General features: G+C 43.9%; 14 protein-coding genes. 8 read left to right on the forward strand and 6 right to left on the reverse strand.

Translation table 11 applies throughout. The features are described from left to right. From ACKI4H_RS17935 to ACKI4H_RS17945, 3 genes are all read right to left on the reverse strand, one after another. Positions 1–413 (reverse strand): Hint domain-containing protein (locus tag ACKI4H_RS17935; RefSeq protein WP_407308183.1); only part of this gene is annotated, 413 nt, incomplete at its 3' end. Further along, on the reverse strand, positions 389–1,522 hold the full coding sequence (locus ACKI4H_RS17940) for a hypothetical protein (protein ID WP_407308185.1): 1,134 nt from the start codon (positions 1,520–1,522) through the stop codon (positions 389–391). The genes ACKI4H_RS17940 and ACKI4H_RS17935, both read right to left, overlap by 25 nt. Further along, positions 1,485–1,745, reverse strand: coding sequence for a hypothetical protein (locus tag ACKI4H_RS17945; RefSeq protein WP_407308188.1), 261 nt, complete (start codon positions 1,743–1,745; stop codon positions 1,485–1,487). Before ACKI4H_RS17945 ends, ACKI4H_RS17940 begins: the two co-directional genes overlap by 38 nt. Positions 1,746–1,801: 56 nt before the next feature. Between ACKI4H_RS17945 and ACKI4H_RS17950 the strand changes: the two genes are divergently transcribed. Next, positions 1,802–2,521 carry an NUMOD3 domain-containing DNA-binding protein gene (locus ACKI4H_RS17950; RefSeq protein WP_407308190.1) on the forward strand — a complete coding sequence of 240 codons (720 nt, stop codon included), beginning with the start codon at positions 1,802–1,804 and terminating at the stop codon, positions 2,519–2,521. Here the strand turns inward: ACKI4H_RS17950 and ACKI4H_RS17955 are convergent. Genes ACKI4H_RS17955 through ACKI4H_RS17965 form a run of 3 tightly spaced genes read right to left on the reverse strand, consistent with a single transcriptional unit; the run spans position 2,516 to position 4,776 of the window. After that, positions 2,516–3,610 carry a metallophosphoesterase gene (locus ACKI4H_RS17955; protein ID WP_407308192.1) on the reverse strand — a complete coding sequence of 365 codons (1,095 nt, stop codon included), beginning with the start codon at positions 3,608–3,610 and terminating at the stop codon, positions 2,516–2,518. The two genes, ACKI4H_RS17950 and ACKI4H_RS17955, sit on opposite strands and share 6 nt — an antisense overlap. Then, on the reverse strand, positions 3,546–4,313 hold the full coding sequence (locus tag ACKI4H_RS17960) for a hypothetical protein (RefSeq protein ID WP_407308194.1): 768 nt from the start codon (positions 4,311–4,313) through the stop codon (positions 3,546–3,548). The genes ACKI4H_RS17955 and ACKI4H_RS17960 overlap by 65 nt, the downstream gene beginning before the upstream one ends. Before the next feature lie 4 nt (positions 4,314–4,317). Beyond that, positions 4,318–4,776 (reverse strand): hypothetical protein, encoded by a 459-nt coding sequence (locus tag ACKI4H_RS17965; RefSeq protein WP_407308197.1) that lies wholly within the window; start codon positions 4,774–4,776, stop codon positions 4,318–4,320. 132 nt (positions 4,777–4,908) lie between these two features. On the opposite strand from ACKI4H_RS17965, the gene ACKI4H_RS17970 reads away from it, so the two are divergent. From ACKI4H_RS17970 to ACKI4H_RS18000, 7 genes are all read left to right on the forward strand, one after another. Then, a complete protein-coding gene (locus tag ACKI4H_RS17970; protein WP_407308199.1) occupies positions 4,909–5,598 on the forward strand; it encodes a hypothetical protein in 690 nt (229 codons plus the stop codon). A 1-nt stretch (position 5,599) separates the two neighbouring features. Continuing rightward, the gene (locus ACKI4H_RS17975) at positions 5,600–6,445 is read left to right on the forward strand and encodes a hypothetical protein (RefSeq protein ID WP_407308201.1); all 846 of its coding nucleotides are present in this window, start codon (positions 5,600–5,602) and stop codon (positions 6,443–6,445) included. Continuing rightward, on the forward strand, positions 6,442–6,816 hold the full coding sequence (locus ACKI4H_RS17980) for a hypothetical protein (RefSeq protein WP_407308203.1): 375 nt from the start codon (positions 6,442–6,444) through the stop codon (positions 6,814–6,816). Before ACKI4H_RS17975 ends, ACKI4H_RS17980 begins: the two co-directional genes overlap by 4 nt. A gap of 4 nt (positions 6,817–6,820) precedes the next feature. Next, positions 6,821–8,887, forward strand: coding sequence for a hypothetical protein (locus ACKI4H_RS17985; RefSeq protein WP_407308205.1), 2,067 nt, complete (start codon positions 6,821–6,823; stop codon positions 8,885–8,887). After that, positions 8,884–9,978 carry a phage baseplate assembly protein V gene (locus ACKI4H_RS17990; RefSeq protein WP_407308208.1) on the forward strand — a complete coding sequence of 365 codons (1,095 nt, stop codon included), beginning with the start codon at positions 8,884–8,886 and terminating at the stop codon, positions 9,976–9,978. Before ACKI4H_RS17985 ends, ACKI4H_RS17990 begins: the two co-directional genes overlap by 4 nt. After that, on the forward strand, positions 9,978–10,340 hold the full coding sequence (locus ACKI4H_RS17995; protein ID WP_407308210.1) for a GPW/gp25 family protein: 363 nt from the start codon (positions 9,978–9,980) through the stop codon (positions 10,338–10,340). The genes ACKI4H_RS17990 and ACKI4H_RS17995 overlap by 1 nt, the downstream gene beginning before the upstream one ends. A gap of 108 nt (positions 10,341–10,448) precedes the next feature. Then, on the forward strand, positions 10,449–14,003 hold the full coding sequence (locus ACKI4H_RS18000) for a hypothetical protein (protein WP_407308212.1): 3,555 nt from the start codon (positions 10,449–10,451) through the stop codon (positions 14,001–14,003). Positions 14,004–14,128 lie beyond the last annotated feature (125 nt).

A 14,128-nucleotide genomic window follows, 5' to 3' on the forward strand; every position in this document is an offset into this window, starting at 1 on the left:
GGCTTGTTGTAGAGGGCATAGCATAAGGCATTGATGATCGTTGTATTGTGCGATAGAATTCCATTTGAATAGAATCGATGATCACCGCTATTGACAGCGATATCAAACATTTCTACTTCTTCTTGTAGGTCAAGCAACTGTATCACCGTCTCAGTACCGTTAACGGTCGTGATCTTATCTCCTGAAGTAAGATTTTTTACAAAAACTTGAGACATGTCTTCAAGAAAGACAATATGATCATCTGCACATTTTAGTGTTAACCCGGTTTCAGTTGTAAGTTGAAAACCTGCGTAAGGAACAGTTTTTGCAATCGCAGTAACTTGGTGCCAACCGGTATCTGTCTCAATTTCAATATCTGAAAGAGAGATGACGTCGGTAAACTTACGCGTTATGAATTGAGAAAGTTCTTGCATTCTTTGATTACCTTTTCTGGGTTTTTTCGGAAGTCATCTTCCCAAACAATATGAAGTTCATAACCAAGCTCTTTTAAACGGGCTTCACGCTTAAAGTCTTCTTCCCATTTATTTTCAACGAGTGTGTATTTTCGCGTTCCACCTTGGTAAATCTTATCACCTGATTTATATTTCTTTGGATTTGCGTGCCAGTAATCTCCATAGAACTCAATAAGCTTATTGCCTAATGAAAAATCAATCATAGCTTTCTTTTTCTCAGAAAGAACTACCATCATTTCACCACTATTATCTTCAGACTTTTTCCCCCAACGCGCACCCGATTGGTGTATTTGGGTGAATAATTTTTTAGAAATTGTAGATTGACCTTTCTTATAAGTCTTTTTCTGATTAATGGCTTCTTGTTCCTCGAATGGTTTATCATTCAGAGTCTTCTGCCACTTATCTTGTCGCTCTTTCCAGCGCCGCTTTCCTTCCTCTTCACCATATTTCTTTACAAGTTTTTCTAGTGAAAATGTTGCCTGTGCTTCAGCTAGCAACTTTTCAGCTTCTTCTTGTGTATGCCCACGAACGATGTAATAACCGATAGTACGCTGGGCGTATTTGCTATCTTTTGTACCACCATTTCGATTATTCTTATCTTTTGCTTCCTTCGCTTGCTCGACTGCTTCATCCTCAGATTTGCCTCGAGCAAGCCAATATTCCTTTCTAATTGGACGGAGGCTGTTACGTTCTCGATCTGCCTCCTCAACAGTATAGAATACTCCAGTATTTGGATTAATTTTTACAAGCCAGCGTTCACGCCCAAATGGGGACAAAATATTATCTGTTTTTCGAACGCCTGCAAGTTTTCTTTCTCGGCCCTTTAGAATTGCTTCTTCAGCAGTCCAACCGCGTTGAAGCCAATACTTTTCTGAAGTTTGAGGAACAGGAGACAGACGACCTAACTGATTACTCACACATGTTGATGCAACGCCTTTATTAAGTTCAGAGATGGATTCAAGCAACAGTGTTAATTTAACTATCATCTCTGGATGTAAATCTACATACTTACTAAGAGTTTGTGAAATTATCTCAGCTCGTGTGTGATTCCATTTCCCTTGCAAGCTCATAAAGCTCTCCTATAGTAATCGTTTGTATAACACCTTTTACCCGAATATTTATACGAGTTTCAGGATAAAGGCATTTGCCTGCACCATTGGAACCACCTTGGTCATGGTTCTCTCCGGTAACAGTCACCGTTCCCTGCCCATCAAGATCGACAACGCTTTCCACGTTTCCAAACGAGAGAAAATTCCTCAGAGTAATAGTTTTAAAAATGAGTGGAGTAGACATATATAACTTTGTACCTTTCCCTATAAGCATAGGAAATTATTTAAGGATATTTTATCATGCATGTAACCTACATTGCACTTGATCCCAGGAAGCCCGGTCGATTTACCACTCCATTCTGTTCGCTTCTTTTTCAGCCAGTTTATGTGGGAAAAGGTGATAAGTATCGAGCACGACATATCAACGATGTGCTTAAAGACGTAGATGCAAAACCACATTCAGGGGAATTGCTCCACGATTGGTGTGTTGGAATGAGACGCTTAGGTTTTACAGATGTTCCTATCATTTCACTAGATGCTGATGATGAAGATCACGCCTTTGATATGGAAGGCGTGCTTACACGATTTATTGGAATTAAGCCTGAAGGTGGAATTCTGTTCAACGGGCGTCATGGTGGTATTGGTGGCTGGGTCATGACCGCACGTACCAAAGAACTTCTTTCACATCTCAATACTGGAGAAAATAATCCAAATTGGGGTACGACTTGGTCTGATGAACGTCGTAAAAAATGGTACGCAACTATTGAAGAAAAAAGAAAAGCTGGCACAAACAAACGCACCCCCGAATCTATGTCTAAAGCATGGGAAGCAAATCAAAAAAGTTACTTGATCACGTCACCCGATGGGGCTGAATTCGTAACTAATAATTTGACAATTTTTTGTCAAGATAATAACCATCCCCTTTCAGGATTTAGAAAAGCATTGAAAGGGGATGGTGTTGTCAAATCAGGCTCAAAGAAAAAATCTAGAATTGAAGGTTGGGCTATTTCTTATCTATAACTCCTCATAGAGATGGATCAGGACCTGTGGGTCGATTGTATTAGAAGGGGCGACACCTTCGGTGATCAGCTGCCGAACCGTGTTATCGAGCGATGAAAGGTCCAAATCTCCCTCAATGTCCAGGCCTTCTGCAATCAGCTCTTTCCTAGCAGCGAGGTCCTCCTCAACCGAGAACTCACGGAGCGCCATGCCCTTGATCATCTCATCACGAAGTGCCTGCACGTCTGAATAGCCGATGTCCATGTCGAGGATGCAACGAACACGTGCTTTCTTCGGGAAGTCACACTCGCCACCGATAACGCGTGACAGACGGGTCTTGAAGAACAGAGGAGCGTCATCCCAGTCGTGGAAGTAAACGTCGTTCTTCTCCACATCAAAGATGCAGCAGCCACGTGCCTTGTCACCTGCGTCGCCGAAGTTGGTCGGGAATGGGTTGCCGATGTAAACGATGTTCTTGTTGGCCTGACGTTTGTGGAAGTGGCCCGAGAAGATGTACTCAGGACCTTCAAAGTCAGACGCATCAGGACCGTGCTCCATCAAACGAGTGTCACCGGTGACCACGAAGTTACGGAACTCGAAGTGACCGAGGATGTACTTGTGGGAGTTGATGTCAGCTACCAAGCTTGGGTACTCCTGACGGAACATGAACGGCGCAACAAACCAGTCCTTGTTCAGCTCCATCGGTTCACTTACGAGCAGGAAGTTTTCCAGGTCTCCAAATGGATCTGTAGAAAAAATACTTCTATCGCTTCGATGATACAAATCGTGATTGCCTACAATGAATATAATAGGAATACCTAGATCATTTAATTTTCTTGCAGCAATATGTGAAGCCTGCTGCGTTCTAACATTAATTGCATTTCGATTTTCATACCAATCGCCTAGGAAAGCGATGTGCGATGGTTTTTCTTCCTTCACCTTTTCTATGAACCAATCAATATATTCTAAGCAATCTTCAAGATGCTGTAATGAGTTATTCCTGCACCCAAAGTGCGCATCTGTGAACATTGCAAGTTTCTTAATTTTAATTTTTTCTCGGGACAAGAGTTTCATTGATGACCCAGCAGAAATTTGGTGATCCATATCCATTTTGACCTTGTCCTAACGTATCAATTAACTGTCGGCATGAAGAAAAGATCGTTTTGCCGCCATCTATTGTGCAATGCTTTTGCCGCTTTTCTAATACTTCGGGTCGATTTTGAGCTAAAAGTTGTGCTTTTGAATTCTTTTCTCGAGCTTTAGGATCAGAAAAATACTTCTTTATGCTTTCGCTGTTCGTCTTTCTACCATTACGAAAATGCTCTTTTATCCTTATAGACGCTTTTTCACGCTCTCCTGGTTTAGACCAATGTGCTTGTTGGGCTGCACTATTGTTTCTTTTGGCTGTTTCAGAATTACACCCAATAAGATGATTTTGTTTCTTTTTAGCATTTTTATAATTTTCTTTAGTGATGATGGATCGTTTTTGTCGTTCTTTAACAGATTGAACACGCCCTACTCCGCCATGCCTATCTGTAAGATTATACAACGTTCCTAAACCTAAATCCTCACGACCTATTAACTGAATCAACAAACCTTCCATCTCTTGTGCGTCTTGTTTAGATAATGCTGGAATTATAACAGGTTTCGGATCATATCCTTCTAATACACGCTTCTTTAGCATATTACTAAACTTAGCATTTTTAGACCTCTTGAAATGATCAAAAGGCCTAGACAAGGATCCTTCACCCACATATCGCAGAATGCCATTCTTTGGATCACGATAGAGATAAACGCAAAACTTGTCGTTCATTAGATTACTCTTCCTTGGACGGTGTGCGGAAAGCTGTGTCATCAGAAGTTTGCGAGGTCTTGTTACGATCTTGGTACGAGAACGATGGGTTGGCGCCTGCCTCAACGAGCATCTGATCTCGTATGTCACGTTGTTTCTTCTCGTCAGCTAAGTATTGAAGGAAGGAACGATAGGCGGCCGTAGTGTAGAAGGCGAAAGGATTGTCGGACTTTTCAGGGTCAAACTTATACCAGTTCGCGCAGAGGTTCACAACTGCGAACGACACCATGTCCTCACGGAATGAGTAGCCACCAAATGAGGAGCTGAACGAATAGCGCTCAGCGATCTTGTGGAGGTAACCCGCCAGCTTTGGGCTCAGCGTGTTATTATTTGCTTTATCTGCTGCGATTGCTTCTAAAAGTTGGGCATTGGTAACGTAATGCCCTCTAGTGGTAGTTGATTTTGCGCGTTTAGTCGTCGCCATGATTCACCTTTCAAAGTGGTAATAGTAGCGACGTAATGTTATTATATCATTTGTAACAGAGCCCACCAAAATTGAAGTGTGAATCAAGCAAGTTTGCACATCCCATAAATATCAAAACACAAAGAGGCAGACATGGACATTTTTGAATCAACTGTTGGTCAGCAAAAGACCCGGGCCGCTGTCGCTATTGGGAGATTTCAACCCCCAACAGCTGGCCACTATAAGGTCATTAACGTAATGAAGAGATTCATTCGCCAGAACCCGGAGTTGCAGCTTTCTGCAACTCCGGTAGTAGTTGTCATAGAGGGCGAGAAAACGAGCAAGGACAAGACACAGAATCCACTAACTGCAGAGGAACGTATCAAGTTCATGAGTGGTTCTGGTAAAGCTAATGGTGTCATCTTCATTACAGCTTCCTCAGCTTTTGCGGCCTTTGAGGAAGTGCGCAAAGTTGGTTTCGAGCCAATCGCTGTAGCGGCGGGGTCTGACCGTATCCACAGGTACATGGAACTATTGGACAAATACTTCAAGGATAAAAGCGGGAATGCAATCAAGCACGTTGCTATCCCTGGGCTAGAAAGAGAAGGCCAAGACGGGAAGTCTAATGATAAAAAGAGCACAATGGAAAAAGCGCTTGGCGACTTGAAGGGCGGCACAGACATTGATGTAACAGAAGTTTCTGGTTCAATGGCACGCCGCGCCGCCGAACTTGGATATGAAGAAGAATTTGCAGCAATAGTTGGACTTGAAGATAAACCAAAGTTGGCTAAAATCATGTTCAACAAAGTTAAGGCGTCACTTAACACGCCTAAGGAGGCGTAAAATGGCAGTAAAAGGTGGAGGTGGAACATTTGATGGTGGAGGGGCCAGTGGGGATTGGGATTCGACTCCCTTGCCAAAAATTGTAGACGCCGCAAAGGTAGCAAAGAGTACTTTTGGCACACAGACCCCGTTTAATAAGCTCACAGCAAATGACACAACGAAGCAAGTCAGTACATCAAGCGTAGCTGCTACGCCCTCTGCTGCCCAATTAAAAGACATAGCTAATGTCAATGTAACTGGGGTTCGCGCACATAAGATTCGATTAACAGAGGTAGGAACCGATAATCGAGTCGTCTTTGAAGTTATGCCAGAAGTGCAGGAAACACACACTTCTGAATATGAGCCAATTGCTCCTACTCAGTTTCCAGGTGCTTTTCAAAAATATAAAGGCAGCTCAAGCACACAGTGGACAATTAACGCGACACTTATTTCAAGAACAAGCATCGAAGCCACAGAGAACTATAAACGTCTTGTTAGATTACGTGGCTGGATGGAGCCGTTTTTTGGTCAGAAAACTGGGCAAAGTTTCATGCAGAAACTTGGTGCGCCGCCGCCAGTCCTCATGCTTGAGGGGTTACGAGACCTTATTGGGCCTGTGCCAGTAGTTATCACCTCGCTTACATGGACATGGCCAAAGGATGTCGACTATATTGCGACAACAATACCATCAGAGGCAGATGGAAATTACGTGCCATTTCCAACAATTTTAAACTTACCAATTACCCTTGTTGAAAGTTACTCCATTGATCAATTCAATAATTTTAGCTTAGAAGATTACCGAAATGGAAATATGAGAGCGGCCTTTAATAAAATTGATGATCAAACTGTAGCGGCGGTAAAACCATGAGTGAAGAAAAGAACAGCGTTTTGCGCCGTAAATCACGTTACGTAAGTGGCGGAATAACTGAAGTTAGTACGGGGCGACTTGAATGGTGGGAACGAAGTGTTTTTCAGTCAGGCCCTGGCGATTTGCTTTATACGGTTGAAAAGCGATTTGAAGGCCGTCTTGATCTAGTTGCAGCTATGTTTCTTGGAGAACCCAGGTTATGGTGGGTTATCGCGCAGTATAACAGCATTTTAGATCCATATTCTGAGATTGTTGAGGGTGCAACCATCACAATTCCGACAGTTGAAAAGGTCAATGCCCTTCTAGATGGACGCACCGGCGGGATTCCATCCGCGCGTGAAGTTCCCATTTCAATTCTACCAATCGTATAACCATATGGCAACTTTATATAATCCTTTAGATAGGTTCCAAACCTACTCAATCCATCATATCATCGTAGCATGTCGCTCTACAGAAGACGCAAAAGCATTCCTTGACGACAGTCAAAATGTAAAAACGCTTGCTGCAATCAATGATGTTCCTCAATTAGGTGAACCTATAACAGGTGTGAATCAAAATTCATTTCTTGTGGTTGATACACGGAAGTTTTCGCAATTTACCGTTGATAACTTAAAGTATGAAACACTCATTGGCAATGTTGACGACCACACGAACCTCCCAACTAACATGGAAATGGTTCTCACTGATCACAGCGGTATTTCATTTGTCAATTTTATACAGTGGCTTGTTGACGAGCAGATGGGTACAAGCTTTGATGGCATCGTATTTGTGCATCGTATAATTTTCATCGGTCACACGCCAGAGGGCACAACTGAAACAGTCCAATCCGTCTCTTTGCCGTGCCTTTTCTTTTCAATTCAGCTAAACCTTGAATTAGGAAAAGGAACATACACCATGAAAATGCAACCCACAGCGAACTTTAACACGAGAGCCCATGCTCGTTGGGTTAACATAGGAACTGCATCTCGGTATTTTACAGGAAAGGGAACTAATTTCCTCGGTGATATCATTAACAGCTTTGAAACGCAGTTGAATAATGCTTCAGCAGCATATTATGCGGAAGTTCAGTCTACTATGCAAAGCACCGGTAAAACAAAAAACGGTCAACCATACGGGCGTCTAGTTACATACATGATCACCATTCCTAAGGAATGGGAACGATTTCCATTTAGTGGAGCAGCAACTGCCGCTGCGACAGAAACAATCTTTAAAAGAGAAAAAGCGAACGCTGACTTAGTGAAAACGAACGGTAAGGGAACTAAGGATGCAAAAACTGGACAGCCCCTTGACACAAATCTTTCTGTTGCGGCTGGACTTAGAATCACTGAGGTTCTTGACATTATATTCAGTCAAGTGAAGGACATTGCTGAGCTTGGAGCGGGCGTAAAAAACAAGGATTCAGTTACCTTCTACAAGCACTTTGTAGGCATCACCAGTAATGATCAATACGTAACAGTCCATGTTGATGTAGTCCCATTCGAGGTGCCAAATATTGTTCCTGTAAAGGGAAAACAGGCTGCTGACGGTGAGGCCTACAAAAAGTACTTTACGTCTCTCGACGATGGTGCACTTATACCAAAGAACTATGCTGAATTTGATTATGTATTTACTGGCAACAACAAAGATATTCTTTCTTTTGATGTGAAATTTCAAGAATTGATGTTGCTTCTTCAATCAGACTTAAACATTGGGCCAAATGTTTTTGAAAATAAAAATGCAAAAGACGCGACTAAAGGTAGTGGCGTGGACGAGAACGGCGAACTAATTAAACTCCGTGCCTATGATCCTATTCTTATTCCGCGAAACACTGCTGATGAACTTTCAAATTTTAAGAAATACACTAGCCTTACAACGGCAGATAGTGAGAAACGGGATATAGCGATTTCGCAGAAGTACATGCGAAATCTGTCAATGCACTACACGCAGCAAGCTTATGAAGCCCAGCTGACCATTCGCGGTAACCCTGATATCATGACGAAGTTCTTCCAAACAAGTTTTCAGCAGCACGTGAGTGATGTTACTGTTTCGCCAACAGCTGGAAAGACTGTGGAATCCCGAATTGATACCACAGTGAAAAGCACCTATCGTGAAAATTTCGAGCGAAGCATCCTTGAAAATAATAAACGAAGCGCTGGTGATGGCGTCATTGTGCAGGAGATTGTAAAAGAGGGCGCTAAGTTTAAAGTTGCAGCAACTTTAGGAAATAATCATTTTTCTACCACCCCTGTTTTTGTGCTCATTAACGTAAAAGGGCCGAAAATAGATTTTAGAACGGGGGCACAGCTCATGGGTGGTGAATTTGCCGAGCTATTGTTTCAAAATAATTTCTTTCAAGTTATGAAGGTGGTAAACAACATCGAAGGCCATAAGTTTACTCAGGAACTTTCACTTGCAGGTACGCTAAACCCACGCAATAAACCACAGGAACCAAAAAAGCTATGAGCTACAGTATTGTAGAAGGGCTAGTTATCTCAAATGATGATCCACAACAGATGGGCCGCATTAAGGTTTGGTGCCCTGCAATTGACGGCGACACCTACACAGATGACGTCATCCCTTGGGCATCGTACGTTTCACCGCTTGCTGGGCAAGTCAATGAACACCCTGGCGGAAGCAACGGAGCAGTAACTGGTGGATTAAAATCATATGGGTTTTGGGCGGTACCGCGGGTTGGGGCAAAGGTAGTCATCGCGATGATGTATGGAGATGTGAACAGACGTTACTATCTAGGTTCTGTTTTTGGTGATCATGGAAATCGTTCGATACCGGTTGGCCGAAACAGAGCTGACTTTGGCCCAGCTCCTGTTTCGGATACATTTGATCCAGTTGAGCCGCAGACAAATAATCTAAATGATCAATTTGGGGGTCAGCTTGATTCACCGCAGGCTAGGACTCGTGGCTCTTATGAGCGTCAGGTAGCGCAGGACAAGGACGTAAAGGATGGTAGTGAAGGTTATCAAAAGAGCTTGACTTCTGCGGGGCTTGAGCCCCAGACCTATTGTTTTACGACGCCTAGTAACCATACAATCCTTTTCCAGGACAATCCCTCAAACTCACGGTTGAGGCTGAAGTCAGCCGATGGGCACCAGGTAATTTTTGATGATGCAAATGAGCGCATCTACATCTCAACAGCAAAAGGAAATTCTTGGTTCGAGATGGACAGTGATGGGCACATTCATGTCTACGGCGGCGCAAGCGTCTCAATATCCGCCGGTGCAGATTTCAATGTAACCGCAGGTGGAGATATCAACCTTGCCGCAGGTGGAGATATCAACCTTGGGGCTGGTGGTCACGGGCGATTTTCCGCGTGTGGTGATCTTTCAATGTCTGGCAGCGTTATAAATATTCAAAGTGGTGATACATTCAACATACTTGCCGCGGGAAGCATTCTTGCGACAGGGAGTCAGATCCACCTCAATGGGCCAAAGGCAGGCGCTGCACCTTGTGCAGACAACCCATCGATTACGCCAAATCACGAACCATGGGAACGTCCTGCTTCCGTTGGCAAACGCGGTCCACACTGGAAAAAATAATGTCAAATTACTTCGGCTTTTCAACATTTGCTGGTAAAAAAGGATTTCAGTTGACTGGTAAAGACCTGATCAACCGGGACCTTCTTAATCACATCTATACCCTGAAAGGGGAACGCGTAATGATGCCTGGGTTTGGTACTAGAATTCCCTTGATGGCATTTGAGCCGATGGATGACTATACCTTACAAGCAATAGAGGAGGACCTTCGCGCAGTTGTGGACTATGATGTTCGTGTCGAGCTTCTTAATATCGCTGTGCTCCCCCTACCTGACAACAATGCGATCATTGCCTTGCTTGACTTGAAGTACATTGAGCTTGGAATTATTGACACCCTACGACTTGAATTTCCTTCTGCGAGTTAATGATGAAGCTATTTGATCCAGAGAATTTACCGCAGGCTTTAACGCCTAACTGACCCAAATTTCCTTATGTTGAAGTCATAAATAGAACAACACCAAATAGGATAAAAAATGGCTTTACGCACAACTTACAGTTCTGAGTCCTGGGACAAAATATACTCTGCCTTCACGGGGGTTAGCTTTGTCTCATATGACTTTGATTCGATCAAGCAATCGCTGATCGATTACACCCGTACATATTACCCAGAAGTATTTAACGATTACATTGAGTCGTCAGAGTACATCGCGATGCTGGAGATGTTCGCATACATTGCCGAGCAGCTCGCCTATCGTGTAGACATGGTTGCACATGAAAACTTCATCACGACAGCACAGAGGAAGCAATCAATCCTTCGCCTTGCAAAGCTGATCTCATACAAGGCAACCCGCAATATCCCTGTCCGTGGGCTAGTGAAGATCAATAGCGTGACAACCTCGGAGCGGATTCTTGACAGCCGAGGCACTGACCTTGCTGGCCTGACGATCACGTGGAATGACCCAAATAATGCTAATTGGAAGGAGCAGTTCATCCTCGTGATGAACCGAGTTCTGAACAATCGCTTTGGCCAACCGTCAAAGACATTCCAAATTGGCGACGTGGTGATGGATCTTTATTCACTTCGTAATGATCCAGCATCTCTCAGAAATGGGGTGTTTCCTTTTACTGCTTCAGCCGGCCAAGACTCCTATCCAATGGAAATTGTACCAGCTGACGTTGATGCAAATGGCCCATTTGAACGTGAACCTGATCTAACCTCAGCGATGTCGCTCATTTATTCTAATGACGGAATTGGCGATGGTTCTGATTACACTGGCTTTCTTGGTTACGTTAAACAGGGAACGTTGACTAGAATTGATTATGATATTCGTGATAGCATGCCTGATCGTCGAATTGATTTTGATTCAACTAACGTTAATCACACTGACGTTTGGGTACAAAAGATTGAAAATGATATGGTCGCTGAGCGCTGGTCTCAGGTAGAAACCATTTCAGAACAAAATCTAGTTTTCAATGATGACCGCAGCACGCGCAAGAAATTTGAAGTTGATACACGTGAAAATGATCAAATCACTGTAATCTTTGGGGATGGTGATTTCTCTGACATGCCGCAAGGAATGTTTCGTTTCTGGATGCGGCAATCAGCAAATCGATCAATAGTTATACAAAAAAACAAAGTGGTTGATGAGGTGTTCGGCTTCACCTATGCTTCAACATCGGGAAATACTGAACGTTGCACCATGACCTTCAGTTTGACCACGACGTTGCAGAACGGCGCAGGTACAGAAACAATTGAGCACATTCGTCGTTCTGCTCCATCTACGTACTATGCGCAAAACCGGATGGTGAACGGGCAGGACTACAACACGTACCTGCTCAAGGACCCAACAATTATCCGTGTTAAGGCAATCAACAGAACGTTCGCTGGACAGCCAAAATACATTGACTGGAATGACGCATCGGGAACCTACGAGAACGTAAAGTTGTATGGTGACGATGCTTCAATGCGTTACACCCTGGGAATTGAATCCCAAACAACCTCTGTATCAGGTCAAGCACTGATTGACTCGATTATTGAGCCACTTCTAAACTCAAGCGGCATCATCAACATGATGCTGCACATTTCAGCAACTGACCCTATCACTAAAGGGGTGGTAAGTTCACCACGTCGTAAATTTATCGAGGATAATCGAGGAGGGAAGTACTTCACTTATGGCGGTGGGCCTGTGTCCCTCATTTACAAGTCAGCTAGTGCTGACGGGTCCCTCAAGGAAAAGACGACTCTCCAGGGATTAATTGATCGACACTGGTATGGTGAACCTATTGAATACGTGCAGGATGCAAATGGGTCAATTCTTGCGCGTATTCCTGATCCTGATCTATTCCCAAAAGATGATTCGCGTATCTACGCGGCAACTGTTCCGCGTACAATTGACGGGGTGAACAAGTTCCCTCCCGGTGATATTGGGTCAGGGCTGCAACCAATCGCTGAACAGGATGATTTTGCTCTCCGCTATCACCGTTATACTGCAATGATAGGTCAAGGCGGTATTGAAATTTCACCAACGTTCCGCTCACTCTCTGATGAAGAGGTGTGGACGCTTGAGGTTGCAGCAGACGGTGTAACCCTCTACGTGAGAAGTAACCTGCGTGGCACGCTTCCTTCAGCGACAATCGGAAACTCCCAAAATGCTTCGGAGTGGTATGATGTCAAGACTGAAAATGCTTCAACGTCTACACCATTTTTCCGGGTATGGTCATCCTCACTTGAACCTGGTGATGCATTTATTCTTGAAAATTTGGCTCCTCGCGTTCGTGCTGAGGTCAACCTTAATGGTTGGTGGGAAGTTATCGGCACTTCAGCTCTTGAGCATTACAACGGTGGACAGATCAGGGAAGGCGATGAGCTGCTCTTTACCACTGATACTAGCGAGGACCGCTTGGCGCAACATGGTTGGCTTATCTTTGTGCACAAGCTACGCCAAGCCCCATCAAACAACATCATCGGTTATGAGATTCATAACCGCACACTGAAGTTAAGTGTTACTTCACCTAACACTAAGTTTTGGTTTAATTCGGTTAGTCAGATTATTGACAATGATACGAAGAATCGTGTTTATGATAACATTAAGGTTCTGCGTTCAAATTTAGATTCTAGTGAAACTCCACGGGTTTTAGGTAAAAGCCAGACCTATGATGTCATTGGTGCAATTAAGGACAACAATGGGGTTGTTGATCTACATAGCCTTGAAGTTGTTCCCTCAGATCTTCTTCAAGAAGATGACAGCGGCGACCTTGTGCCTGATCGGCTTCTTCAATTTGAGACATTCTCAGCAGGTAGCTATGAGTACTTCCTCGCATCAAACCCATCATATATTATCCAGGAGAGTGATACTCTTCTTATGTCAGAAGCACGGCAACCAAATCGTTGGGCCCCTGGAGCGTTTATTGACAAGACGTTAACCTATGGCCGTCGACAACGCATGCCTGTACTTCGCGCAGGCGGTGAGACTGGACTTGACTTCATGTGGCAGCACTTCTCACCGTTTACAAACATCATCGACCCGTCAGTGACGAACATCCATGACGCGTACATCATGACCCGTGGTTACTACGATAACGTCATCAATTACGTTCGTGGAATCTCCCCATATGCTCCTACTGCTCCGACCCCTCTTGAACTCAGAAACTCGTATGGTTATCTACTGAACAACAAGATGTTATCGGACACGGTTGTACTGCACCCTGGTAAGATCCGCCTGCTGTTCGGCGGATTGGCTGAGCCACAGCTTCGTGCTCGCTTCAAGGTCGTGCGCTCACAGTCGGCGACCCTCACCAATGAACGAATCAAGGAAGAGATTCTGAACGTCATCAACACGTTCTTTGACATTGACGGATGGGATTTTGGTGATTCGTTCTACGCAACGAAACTCATTTCTCTTATCCACCAGCGTCTGCCTATTGATGTTGCATCGGTCGTTCTCGTGCCAGTCTACTCAACGAACTCGTTCGGTTCTCTCTTCACCGTTGAGGCAGGCTTTGATGAGATTCTCCAATCAGCAGCTCAGTTGTCGGATATTGAAGTCGTTGAGGCTCTCACTCCAGTCGTCATAAGGCAATCGAAATGAAACTACAGGAAATAATAGAATGATTTTCTTCTGATGAAAATACCGATATCACTCACAAAATTTTTAAGTCGGTGAGTGAATTTATTGAAAATCAATTCGGCATATAGGAGGAATGGGCCAGGCAT

The organism is Acinetobacter sp. (assembly GCF_045628685.1).
Lineage (GTDB): Bacteria > Pseudomonadota > Gammaproteobacteria > Pseudomonadales > Moraxellaceae > Acinetobacter.

Excerpts from the sequence above, each read along its gene's own strand:
- ACKI4H_RS17960 (WP_407308194.1), bottom strand. The coding sequence starts at position 4,313 with ATGAACGACAAGTTTTGCGTTTATCTCTATCGTGATCCAAAGAATGGC.
- ACKI4H_RS17950 (WP_407308190.1), top strand. The coding sequence starts at position 1,802 with ATGCATGTAACCTACATTGCACTTGATCCCAGGAAGCCCGGTCGATTT.
- ACKI4H_RS17955 (WP_407308192.1), bottom strand. The coding sequence starts at position 3,610 with ATGGATATGGATCACCAAATTTCTGCTGGGTCATCAATGAAACTCTTG.
- ACKI4H_RS17980 (WP_407308203.1), top strand. The coding sequence starts at position 6,442 with ATGAGTGAAGAAAAGAACAGCGTTTTGCGCCGTAAATCACGTTACGTA.
- ACKI4H_RS17975 (WP_407308201.1), top strand. The coding sequence starts at position 5,600 with ATGGCAGTAAAAGGTGGAGGTGGAACATTTGATGGTGGAGGGGCCAGT.
- ACKI4H_RS17945 (WP_407308188.1), bottom strand. The coding sequence starts at position 1,745 with ATGTCTACTCCACTCATTTTTAAAACTATTACTCTGAGGAATTTTCTC.
- ACKI4H_RS18000 (WP_407308212.1), top strand. The coding sequence starts at position 10,449 with ATGGCTTTACGCACAACTTACAGTTCTGAGTCCTGGGACAAAATATAC.
- ACKI4H_RS17985 (WP_407308205.1), top strand. The coding sequence starts at position 6,821 with ATGGCAACTTTATATAATCCTTTAGATAGGTTCCAAACCTACTCAATC.
- ACKI4H_RS17970 (WP_407308199.1), top strand. The coding sequence starts at position 4,909 with ATGGACATTTTTGAATCAACTGTTGGTCAGCAAAAGACCCGGGCCGCT.
- ACKI4H_RS17995 (WP_407308210.1), top strand. The coding sequence starts at position 9,978 with ATGTCAAATTACTTCGGCTTTTCAACATTTGCTGGTAAAAAAGGATTT.
- ACKI4H_RS17940 (WP_407308185.1), bottom strand. The coding sequence starts at position 1,522 with ATGAGCTTGCAAGGGAAATGGAATCACACACGAGCTGAGATAATTTCA.
- ACKI4H_RS17990 (WP_407308208.1), top strand. The coding sequence starts at position 8,884 with ATGAGCTACAGTATTGTAGAAGGGCTAGTTATCTCAAATGATGATCCA.
- ACKI4H_RS17965 (WP_407308197.1), bottom strand. The coding sequence starts at position 4,776 with ATGGCGACGACTAAACGCGCAAAATCAACTACCACTAGAGGGCATTAC.